Genomic DNA, 11,137 nt, shown 5'->3' with positions numbered 1-11,137 from the left:
ATCCACATCGGCAATCGACCATGGGCCGGCGATGTGGTCATCTTCCGCGCGGATGAAGGCACCGGCCACCGAAAACAGCTTGCGCGCCGCCGCCTGGCCCGCATCCGACAGCGGCGTGGGCGTGGGGCGGTAGAACACCACCTCGGTGCTGCGCTCCGAGCGCAAGGCCATCAGATCGCTGCGCAGCCAGGCCTGGACCTGGCGCACACGGGCGCGCGCCTGCGCATCCTGGGGGTAGAGCGGTGCGCCGCCAAAGCGGTCCTGCAGGTACTCGCAAATCGCCGAAGACTCCGACAGGCTGAAATCGCCGTCCACCAGCGTGGGCACCCGTGCCGTCAGTGACGCGGCCACATAGTCCGCCCCGGTGTTCTGTCCCGCCGAAAGGTCCAGCGTGCGCAGCTCGAAGTCAATCCCCTTGACCTTCAGCGACACGAACACGGACAGGGCATAGGGAGAGGCGAATTGCGAATCGGCGTACAGCAGCATGAGGGCCTTTCGGGGAAACTGCATGGGGATGGGGGCACTGATGGTAGCTGAGCACTCGGGGCCTATGGCCCGAGTAGGCAGTCTGCCTCACCTTGTGACTCCGATTGTCCAAGTCAGCCTCGCCGACTGGCCCACGCCATGAACTTTGCCAACCGGTGGGCACTGTACATGGATCGGCAGCATCGGTCAGAAGGTTAAGGGTCCTCTGCACAGATCAAAAACGATCTGCTACGCACCATTCATCACAACACTGTCCAGACAGCCAGTCGCCTGTAAGTCGTTGCGATTGCAACGATAGATAGTTCATGCCTGAAGTTGGCTGTCACAGAAAAAGTCGATTTTTGCAGAGGATTCCTAAGAAAATTCTTAAACTATCGATAGCCTGTTTGCACGCATTTATTGCATCTATAGAGTTTCCCTATAGCATTGGGCCAGCCCCTAAAAATCAGTAGCCGTACGCTGACTCCAGCTGCGCCGGTCCGCTCTTGGCGGATGGTCACGCCAGAACAATGCCGCCCACCTTTGGAGTTGGGTTTTTGGTGCTTTTGATTATCCAGTTCTCAGCTTTTCCCAAGCTGGAGTTTTAGGATTCAATTGATTGGACCATGTGCCCTCTCGAAGGCTGCTTGGCGCAAGTTGAGCAACTCGCCTGTATTAAATCAATAGGCGATATTTCTATGGTTCTTAATCTTTCTGGGGGAGAATTATGAAAAGTTTACTTGTTTTTTTCTTTGTAATATTGAGTGCGATTTTTCCTGATACCGTCCTGGCGAATGAAGAGGTCGTGCAGGTAAAAATATCCACTCATTTCAAGGGTGAGGTGGTTAAAAGGAGTGCCGTCGTGGGTTTGGGTGATTCAATAAAGCTCACATCCAGTCAAGAAGGAATGATTGTTGCTATAGAATATGTGATAAAAAATATTCAAGTGAATAATTTGAAGAAATATAGCTTATCTGCGACTTTATACTCTGGTGTAGAGGGTGGTGAAACTTGGTTGTCCAAGCGCGATATTTTTGCAGTTGTGGAAAAATCAGTTCCTGCCTTTTTCAGACTTGACGAAGCATCTGACGAGATGCAGGTGGAGGTAACCATAGCTGACATCCAGGACGAAGAGGGATACTTGAAAAATATGCCTAGAAAAACCTGCGATTTGAGCTTGGAAAGTCCTATTGTCCTGAAATCTCAGAGTGCATCAGGAACGTATGGCTGCTGCGATATTCGTTGCCAATCTCTTAATGGAACCTGTTGTGGCGCAATTATGTGCTGTCTCAGGGATCCCGATAGCTATCCAGTTTGGCAAAATGATATTGCGCATGATTGCTGCTGTTATTCACCTCAATATTAAGCAAAGATAGCATAAGGAACTCATTTACCGTCCAGCACGAGCGCCCCGAACCAACCCTCGCCTCCCGCCTGTACCAAGAGTTCCAGCGCTTGAACTTCACCGAATGGCCCACAAAGCCGGCCAGGACCAACGGACCCTGAAGCAGTCCGAGTCCGGCGACCTTGTCCCTGACGCCACGGCGTTGCAGCAACTGCACCTTGCTGGAGTCGATATTGGCTAGGTGCTGTTGTCTCTGCGCTCCGCCACGCCCGACGCCGATGTGCAGACGCGGCTTGCGCGTGGCGAGGCCTTTGTGGGTCGGTGTGGCGTGGCAGGCCTCGCAGGCGCAGGACACGCGGCTGGGCGAAGTGCGCGAGGCCGTGCTGCGGCTGGAGAACGTGGTCGTTCAGGGCGGATCCGCACCCGGTTCACCCCGGGCGGCCCATGCCGCCTTCAAAGACATCGCGCACGTCACGAAAGGTCTGTGAACCCCATTCATCACGGTGCTCGCCATGCAGGGCGGCCGCCACGTAAACGATCTCCGACAACTGCGAGATGCGTGCCGCCATGCCGTGCGCCACGATATGGCTCTCCGTGTTCTGGTAGTCGCCCATTTGCATCAGCACCTGCGCCAACTGCTGGACCTCGTAGTTGGCCTCGCGGGCCAGTTCGCGCCACTGCGATGGCGTTGCACCGGTGTCCAGCCTCGCTTGCAATTCGTACAGCGTGGTGCGCGGAAACACGATCCCGTCCACCGGCGTCTCTGATATCTGAGCCAGCGCCTGGGCCGCTACTGCCAGCAGGCGGGTGCGTGGGCCTGACTCCGCATCGCCGGGCACCAGCCGCGCCGAATTGATGCAGGCGGCCACGTCAAACGCCGTGTTCTGCAGATCGCACGTCGAGCCGGGCTGCGCCGCGTGGCGTGCCACATCGCTGGCGATGCGCAGCAGGCGGTCGGACTCCCCGCTGTGCCGGTGCTTCTCGTCGGTCATCGCGGCCTGCGTGAGTGCTTCAGCGGCCTGCAGGAACAGCGCGCGGTCCGCCTTGGCGAGTTTCTTGCGCGATGGTTTTGCGGCGACATGCTTCATGGACCTCCTTCGAGCAACGTACAGGCGCAGCAAAGGAGCCGCCTGAGGGGTCAGGTAGTATTTGGCGCTTGTAGTGACAACGCTCCATAGGCTATCAAACGAAAATTTGATCGTCAATAGTTTATATAAAAAATGTTTGACTTCTCTGCGCGCCTGACGGAGGAAAGAAATAGGCTGGGCCTGAGCCAAGAGGCGTTTGGCGCTATCGCGGGAGTGTCAAAGATGTCCCAACTCAACTATGAGAAGGGCGTCAGAAAGCCTGATGCGGGTTACCTCATGGCTGTCGCCGAGCAGGGAGTGGACGTCGCCTACCTGCTGACAGGTCAACGTTTGTTTGACCCGAACGCCATCCAGCACGAGCGCCCCGAACCCACCCTCGCGGCCCGCCTGCAGCAGGAGCGCCGGCGCCTGAACCTCAGCGAAGCCGAACTCGCCCGCAAGGCCGGCCAAGCCAAACAGGTCCTGCAGCAATTCGAGTCCGGCGCCCTCGTCCCCGACGCCACGGCGCTGCAGCAATTGCACCTTGCCGGCGTCGATATCGGCTACGTGCTGCTGTCCCTGCGCTCCCATGCGCCCGACGCCGATGTACAGGCACTGCTGGCGCATTACGGCAAGGCGACGGACGCTGGGCGCGCGCTGGTGCGAGGGGTGGCGGAGCTGGCCGGGCGGGGGTGAGGCTCACCCTCCACAGGGTTCAGTGTCTTGTCGCCCGGCCCAGCGACGTGCGCGGCTTGCCGTGCAGAAGGCGCCGCAGGACATAGGGCAGGCGCCAGGCGGGCCGCAGCGATGGGCCTGTGCGCTCGACAAAAAGCAAAACGGCAGCAACAGCCATGGCCGGCAGGTGCCAGGCCGCGGGAAAGGCAAAGGGCGCCAGCATCCACGGCCAGCATGCCGTGGCGCATGCCACGCCGGTTCGCAGTCCGTGCTGCAGGCTGTCCCGGTTGGCCGTGGGGCCGCTGGCGGCCACGGGGTACAGCCTGTGGCAGGCATTGTGGGCGCGCGTTCCTGCGGGCGATGAACTCCACAGGACCGCCACGGCAATGCAGGCAAGAATGAGCGCGGGATGCGCGGCTGCGTGCAAGAGGGCGGCAAGCGGCACCATAACCAGGCCGGCTGCCATCCACACCAGCGCATAGCCCGCAAGCAGCAGGCCCGCCGCCAGCAGGCGCCGGCGGGCCACGCTCGATCGCATGGCGTGGCGCACCTGCCGCAGTGCCAGCAGCGGCATCATGGCCAGAACCATGGCCAGCCATGCCACACCGAGGATGCCGAGCGTGTGCCCGTCCAGCACCAGCGGCGACAGGTCGGCCAGCGTGATCGAGGACAGCGAGCCGCACAGCGACAGGCCGGGCGCGGCAGGCGGGCTGATGGCCAGGCTGATGAAGCCTGCCCCCGACACGGCCATCAGTGCTGGCGCGGGAGCGGTCCGCAGGTCTCTCAGCAGCGCGTCCATACGCGGGCCTTAGCGGGTGGCGTCCTGTGCGACCACGCTCACGCGGTCCACGGTGATTTCGCGCCCGGGGTCGGCTTCGGGCTGTTCGATGGCCACGTTCAACTGGTCCAGACTGCCGCCTGCGTCCAGGATGGCCTGCGTGGCATCGGTGATGTCGATGGTGGCGCCCAGTCCGTTGCCTCCATGCGGTCCGTCGCTGGCCGAGGCCTTGGCCAATCCGAACAGGGCGACGGTGTCGGCATGCCGCGCTGCCGCCCCGGGCGAGCCGATGGAGACCGTCAGCACGCCGCTGGGCGCATTGCCGCGAATGCCTTCCAGGTGAAGAAAGTAGCGCTGTGGCCGCGGCAGCGCGGCGCCTGCCTGCAGCAACTCGACCTTTGCGGCACCGGGGTCCGCGATCGATACGGTGGTCAGCCGCGGCGTGCGGCCCACGATGACCCGCTCCGCATTGGAGCCCAGTACACGCGGCGCGGGCGGCGGGACCGTCGAGAATTCTGCGGGCATGTCGATCTCCTGCGGTGTGAGGCCTGCCGTGCTGGCCGTGAGCGTGGTGGCGCCCGTGCCGCTGGTCAGATTGTCATAGTCAGGGGCCAGCGCACCGCCCGGCAGGGTTTCACCCGGATCATAGGAGGCCAGCATTCCTTCGGTGTCCGGCATGACGAAGCCGCGGCCGGCAGGGCCGTTGCTCCAGGCGGCGCTGTTGTCCTGGATGTTGCCGGGCTGGGTCAGCCAGGCTGCCCAAAGCCGGTCCACATTGCAATGGTGCACCCAGAAAATCGGGTCCAGGGCGGCATAGTCCGGGTCTGACATGAATCCATAGGGCTCCTGCAGTCCGCCGACCATGATGTGAACCAGATTGTGCGGATTGGATTCAATGGCGCCAGTGTCGCTGCCGTCATGGGAAAAGGCGGTGATGCCACCGCCGTATTCCAAGGTGCCGGGAGCGCTGGTGAAGCGGTGGTAGTCCTGGCAACCCAGCGTGATATCACGGGGAATGTCAGGCGTTGGTCCCAGGCGCTTTGACCCATTGCGCCTGGCCTTGGCCAGGAAATTGGGAGAACCATCCGGCAATTTCTCTTCCAGGAAAGCCTGGGGTATGTTGCGTGCGGCCTGATTGCTGGAATTCAGGTAGTTCCAATAGGGAAGCGCCCAGTCCGCAGGGCCGCCAAGCTCCTTGACGGTCTTCGCCACAATCGCTTCGAATGCGGCGAGATAGCCGCGATGCCAGGGAAGAAAGTACCAGGTGCCATGCTGGCATTGGTCCCACATCTCCTCGGTTTCGGATGTGGGTGGCAAAGGGTCCTTGGCCGAAAGCACGCCGGCACTGATCCAGCCGCTCTTGTTGATGCCATGAATGGCGGCAAGATATCTCCAGCTGGTCCTGTCCGTAATGGGAAGAGAGTAAAGGTGCCCCACGGCCTTGGAATACCAGATCAGCGTTTCATTCCAGACAGTTCCACCTTGATTGACATCACGACGAATTCCAGTCATTGCGATCTCCTCCATGAAAGTTGGAGACTGGAGTGTATGAAGGCGGATTTTATTTTGCAAGGAATTGTTTTGTTTTATTGTGTCGGGTAGGGCATTTCAATTGATATTGAGATCGCATTCACATTGCGTTCATCTCAATGGGATTGAATTGATGATTTCCAGTATTGACCCATGGTAAGCATTGAGTCAGCTGACGGTGACGATTTTTTGTGTTGGAGCCGGGTTCTGGGTTCTTGCCATGGAGCTATCAAGGAAATGCATTGAGGGACGGCAGAGAGCGGTAAGCCCGGTTGCTCGTTTCGCGGCCGGTGAAATGAAAAAAGCCACCCGAAGGTGGCTTTTGTTTTCAGCCCTGGCGGCGGCGCATTCTTGCGATGCCGAACATGGCCAGAAGGGACGACAGCGCGATGATGCCCCATTCAGACAGGGTGGGAATCGCCGCAGTGCTGGCGGGTGCTGCCAGCAGTGCAAAGCCTCCCGGATCCTGGATGGATTGGTTGGCTATGCCGTCGTTGTCGCCGAGCCCGCCGTCGGTCAGCGTCAACGTGGCGCTCAGCCGGTCCGATGCCAGCACAGCACGGTTGGCAGGCAGTTGGTACCAGTGTGGTTGAGCACATGCTGCGCCTTGGCAGTTGAAACCATCAGGGCTGGGGCCGTACTTCATGTATACCGCGCCTGCAGGCACCGGTGTGCTGAAGTTCAGGGTGACGGTTGCATCGCTGCCCAGGTTGCCGCTGCTGAGATTCAGCGAGAGCAGTCCAGAGGGGAAAGTCACGCCTTGCGGAGCGGTCGCGGGTGGCGTGGTGCTGAAGCTGGCGTTGCTCACCTGCCAACCGTTGGCTGTCTGCAGTGCGACCATTGCCTTGCTGCCTCCAGCGGTGGACCAGGGGGCTTCGCAGCTGTTGGCGCTGCCACCGTTCAAGCCCTGGCACTGCCAGGTGTATTTGCCACTGGCGCTGGAGATCGCCGTAGCCGTGCCCGCGCTGCACAGGCCCGCTGCAGGGGCCAGTGCCGTGGCTTGGCCCGCCGCCGTGCCACAAGCGCCAGCGACTGGCACCTGTACATCAACGTTGTGCACGGTTCCTGTCGCGAAGCCCCCTGCAATGGGCTTGGCTGCTGCGGTGCTCTCGATGCCGGTGCCGCTGCTGTTGAGGTCCAGGCGCAGGCTGCCCGTGCCGCTGATGGCAGTGACGGGTACAGTCCATGTGATGCCGTTGTCGGCACTGGATGGCGTGCCCATCGTGCCGGTGGCGGTGCCTGTAGTGGTCAGCGCGAAATCTGTGGCGTCAACTCCGTTGACCGCTTCGCTGAAGGTCACTGCGAAATTGATGCTTGTGGCGCTGGCTGATGGTGTGCCCTGAGGGGCAATCGATGCCACCGAGGGCCCGCCCGGCGTGGCACTGGCGGCGACGTTGCCAAGGAAGTCACCCCAGATCCAGGAAGAAGAGGCGCCGGCAGCGGCAGATATCGTCTTGGTTTCCGTGTCGGTGGCGACATCAATGACATGGACTGTGCCATTCGCTGTTACAGCATACAGCGCCGCATCGTTTGCCGAGATACCAAGGCCCGTGATACTTGAGACCGCACCGCTCAGTGTGAGCGTTTTCTGTGTTGAAGTGTTGGCAGTGTCAACGACGTGCAATACATTGTTGTTTCCGCCAACATATAGTTTGCTGCCATTCTTTCGAACTGCTACTGCCCTGGCGGTGCCATTAATGCCGCTTATTGTGATCTGAGTAACCGTGTTATCTGCCAAATTGAGGAGGCCAACCGTGGTGCCATTATTGTTCGATGTGTATAGTTTTCCGGCTCCTGTCGGGTCATAAGCCAAGCCAAATCCCGAATTTGAGACGTTTCCCAGTGTGGATAACGTGTTGGTGGCAGTATCCAGTTTTTTGATCTCACCAGCGTTTGCACACAGCACATAAAGCGATGCGCCATCAGCGCTTAGTGCAGAGGCGATTGTCAAGCATCCGGTACTTAGGGTGTTCGTTATCTGTTTGGAGGTGGCGTCAATGACATGCAGCTTTTGGTTGTCGTAATCACTGACGTAGGCGATGGTGCCATTTGCAGAAAAGGTGATGGAGACAGAGCGCCCAGTGTTAGCGATAACTGCTTTTAGGGAGTTGTTTGTTGTGTCAATAACTCCCAGTTTGTTGCTGGATCCGTATTGCCCGAACCATGACTCATTGTTGGCGCCTGGTCGCAATGCAAGAGTGTAGATGTTAGCATTTAACGTTGCGTCCATGCTTGCTGGACTTAATGTGGTGGCGAGTTCTCCAGTCGCGGTATTGATGACCGAAATTGTTCTGCTGTTTGAATTGGGAATATAGGCGTAATCGGCGGCGCTTACGGCACAGGCAATGAGTGAGAGCGAAGCGGCGGCGAGGACGTGCTGCAAAGAACGGCGCTGAATCATGTGTGGACACCTTTGAGAAAAACCCCTGAAAGCTTGCAATGCACGCCTTGAGGATTGGGGAGGCTGGAAAGAAGACCTGCTTAGACCGGAGGTTTGGGCCTTGGTCTCATAGTGAGACTTTTGCTACAAATTAGAACAAAAAGAAACACTCTGAATCTGAGCAAGTCTGAGCAGATCGCGTTGCCAGGCGCGTCATCAGGGGGTGCTGGGGTAGGAGAGAGTCCCCCCCAGTTGTTGTGTTTTTGCTGCAGGTGCAGGGTCCTGCGGCCATTGAGTCTCCATGCTGCGGCAGTCGGGCAAAGGCTCCATCCAATTCATGCCAAACCGCAAGCGACTCAGTCCGCGTGCTTGATGGGTGCGCCGAGGCTGCAGCAGCTCGTCAGCCTGTGCTATCAGTTCCGTACCAGGACTGGCTCTGGACGATCGCCCCGAACGGGAGCGGGGCGAATCGCGATCTATGACGGTGTGCGATGCAAAAAAGCCCCTCAACACCCTATCCGGTGTCGAGGGGCTCTTGTCGTTTCTGCACTATTCATGTCCCCGGTATGTCACCAGACCATTTACAGTGCGCGCAAATGATTAATGCAAAAACCATCTGATGGTCCCTCCGACAGGAATCGAACCTGTATCTGGCGCTTAGGAGGCGCCCGTTCTATCCATTGAACTACGGAGAGGAGCAAACGGCGATTGTAAACCCATGGCGGGTCCGCCCCGCGCAGCGCCGGCAGGGCGGCTGCGCAGGGGTGGGGCGTCAGTCCTTGCGCACGGTGTAGATCAGGTCCAGCGCGCTGGTTTCCCCGGTCTGGCCGCGCAGGGTGAGGCGGCGCGAGAGGTCGTAGAAGATGTACAGCGTGCCCATGGCGCCCGAGAGGCTTTGCTCGTAGGTGACATAGAGGTCGCTGGACAGGCGCTTGCCCAGGGTGAGGGCCGCGCCGGTGGAGCCCTCGCCGCCCGGGCCCTTGAAGCCGATCTCGTCCAGGCCCAGGTTGCTGGCGATCTTGCCGCTGTTGTTGCGCCCGCCGCTGAGCAGGGACAGCGCGGCCTGCTGGAGCAGGGCGCTTTCGGCGCCGCCCGTGGCGGGGTCGCGGCCCATGACCACCCAGGAGAGCTTTTCGGCATCGGGCATTTCGGGGTCGGAGTACAGGCGCACGCGCGGGGCGTTGGCCGTGCCCTGCACCTGCACGCCTGCGCGCACGGCGATGTTCGGGCGCAGCGCCAGGATGTCCAGCGAGGGGTTGGCGTAGGGGCCGTTGAAGCGGATGAGGCCGGTCTCCACGTCCAGCGACTGGCCCCAGGCGCGGTAGCGGCCCTGCACGGTGCGGATCTCGCCGGTAATGCGCGGCGGGCCGCCCGCCACGGTGGGGCCTTGCACTTCCAGCGCGCCTTCCAGGCGGGTGGTGATGCCGTAGCCCTGCAGCGCGAAGTCGCGGCCCAGGTCGAGCTTGACGAGGATGTCGGGCAGCTTGATGGTTTCCGCGCGGGCCTGGGCCTTGCGGTCGGCCTGCTGCTGCTTGCGCGCCGCTTCCTGCTCGGCCTTGCGCGAGGCGGCCGAGTGCACGACCACGTCGGAGTCCAGCGAGGGCGCGGATTCCTCGGGCAGGATGATGGTGGCGCGGTCGGTGGTGAGGTCGCCGCGCAGCGTGAACTGCCCTTGCTCCAGCTTGGCCTGCAGGCCGCCCGAGACGCTGACCTGGCGGTCCGCGCGCACCAGCACCTGCAGCCTGGTGGCCTGGGCGCGCAGGTCCATGCTCAGGCCGGAGTTGCTGCCATCGGCGTTGGGCGGGTCCCAGCGCACGAAGCCCGAGCCCGTGAGTTCGCCGCCTTCGCGCGGTGCCGTGGTGAGGTTGCCGCTGTAGCCCAGGATGCGCGCATTGCTGCCGCGCCCGCCCTGCATGCGCAGCTCGGTCAGGTCCAGGCGGTTGCCTTGCAGGCGCGCACGCAGCACGCCGTTTTGCAGGTCGATGCCGTCCAGCGCGGACAGGATGCTCAGGCCGTCGGCCGAGAGATTGCCCTGCCACTGCGGGTTCTGGCGGTCGCCGCTGATCTCGGCCTTGGCCTGCAGCGAGCCGGTGACGCGCCAGCCGGGCGGGGCGAACAGCGCCCAGATGCCGATGTCGGGCATGCGGGCGTCTATCTGGCCGGACAGAGGGGCCTTCTCGGGCCAGGTCCAGGTGCCGTCCTGCTGGGCCAGGCGCGTGCCCAGCTGCGCGGTCAGGGTGCCGGCGCGTTCGCTGTCCCAGTCGAGCTTGGCCTGCACGTCGTCGCCCTGGGCGCGCACGCTCAGGCGGGCCTGCTTGATGTGGGCGCGCATGCCGGCGCCGCGCACGGTACGGGTGCGCACTTCGCCGGGCTTGCTGGAGCGCGGCCCCGTGGTGTGGATGACGGTGGTGCCCGAGCCGTCTTCCACGGCCAGGCGCAGGTCGCCGGCTGCACGCTCGACCAGCAGTTCGGCCTTGAGCGCGGGGCCCGTCGTGTCGATGTCCCAGCGGGCGTTGAAGCTCAGGTCGCCGCTCAGGCCCATGGCGGCCAGCGGGGGCTCCTCGGCCATGGACAGGGCATCGACCCAGGCCAGCGGCAATGCCTGGGCGCGGCCGGTGCTGCGCAGGGCCCAGCGGCCGTCGCTGCCCTGGGTGGCGCGGGTGTCATCCCAGGCCAGCAGCACGGGCTGGGGCGCTTGGGCATTGGTGCGGCGCTGGGGCAGGGTGGGCGGCGTGACCTGCAGGCTGCCGGCCGATGCCGTGAAGGCGGTGGACAGCACGGTGCGGCCCGTGGTGCGCTGGGCGATCCGTACGGGCTGGTTGCCTGCCAGTTGCAGCTGCCATGGGCCGGGCAGGTCCTGGCCCGGACTCAGCCGGGCCTGCAGCTTGTCGACGCGG

8 protein-coding genes and 1 tRNA gene are annotated in these 11,137 nt (G+C 61.9%); 2 read left to right on the top strand and 7 right to left on the bottom strand.

Going from position 1 to position 11,137, the window contains the following annotated elements:
- Positions 1-510 (bottom strand): glutathione transferase (yfcF, locus tag L995_RS18100; protein ID WP_231574465.1); only part of this gene is annotated, 510 nt, incomplete at its 3' end.
- 682 nt (positions 511-1,192) lie between these two features.
- Here yfcF and L995_RS33235 point away from each other — a divergent pair.
- Complete coding sequence (locus tag L995_RS33235; RefSeq protein ID WP_156136094.1) at positions 1,193-1,831, top strand: hypothetical protein; 639 nt, start codon at positions 1,193-1,195, stop codon at positions 1,829-1,831.
- Positions 1,832-2,238: 407 nt separating this feature from the next.
- Here L995_RS33235 and L995_RS18090 read toward each other — a convergent pair whose 3' ends face one another.
- Positions 2,239-2,898: a hypothetical protein gene (locus L995_RS18090; protein WP_047472869.1), complete on the bottom strand. Its 660-nt coding sequence runs from the start codon at positions 2,896-2,898 to the stop codon at positions 2,239-2,241.
- Between the two features lie 222 nt (positions 2,899-3,120).
- Between L995_RS18090 and L995_RS18085 the strand changes: the two genes are divergently transcribed.
- Positions 3,121-3,573: a helix-turn-helix domain-containing protein gene (locus L995_RS18085; RefSeq protein WP_231574464.1), complete on the top strand. Its 453-nt coding sequence runs from the start codon at positions 3,121-3,123 to the stop codon at positions 3,571-3,573.
- A gap of 19 nt (positions 3,574-3,592) precedes the next feature.
- Here the strand turns inward: L995_RS18085 and L995_RS18080 are convergent, their stop codons facing one another.
- The 5 genes from L995_RS18080 to L995_RS18060 form a co-directional block, all read right to left on the bottom strand.
- Positions 3,593-4,351 (bottom strand): copper chaperone, encoded by a 759-nt coding sequence (locus tag L995_RS18080; protein WP_047472867.1) that lies wholly within the window; start codon positions 4,349-4,351, stop codon positions 3,593-3,595.
- 9 nt (positions 4,352-4,360) lie between these two features.
- Positions 4,361-5,902 carry a tyrosinase family protein gene (locus tag L995_RS18075; RefSeq protein WP_231574463.1) on the bottom strand — a complete coding sequence of 514 codons (1,542 nt, stop codon included), beginning with the start codon at positions 5,900-5,902 and terminating at the stop codon, positions 4,361-4,363.
- A gap of 286 nt (positions 5,903-6,188) precedes the next feature.
- Positions 6,189-8,261, bottom strand: a complete 2,073-nt coding sequence (locus tag L995_RS33890; protein ID WP_231574462.1) for an IPTL-CTERM sorting domain-containing protein — start codon at positions 8,259-8,261, stop codon at positions 6,189-6,191.
- A gap of 599 nt (positions 8,262-8,860) precedes the next feature.
- Positions 8,861-8,935 (bottom strand) — tRNA-Arg (locus L995_RS18065).
- Between the two features lie 77 nt (positions 8,936-9,012).
- A partial coding sequence (locus L995_RS18060; protein ID WP_047472866.1) for a translocation/assembly module TamB domain-containing protein occupies positions 9,013-11,137 on the bottom strand: 2,125 nt, incomplete at its 5' end.

Origin of the sequence: Delftia sp. ZNC0008, assembly GCF_000799035.1 — a bacterium.
GTDB lineage: Bacteria > Pseudomonadota > Gammaproteobacteria > Burkholderiales > Burkholderiaceae_C > Comamonas > Comamonas tsuruhatensis.
The sequence above is the reverse complement of the archived record's forward strand: the minus strand, read 5'-3'. Positions and strand labels throughout refer to the sequence as shown.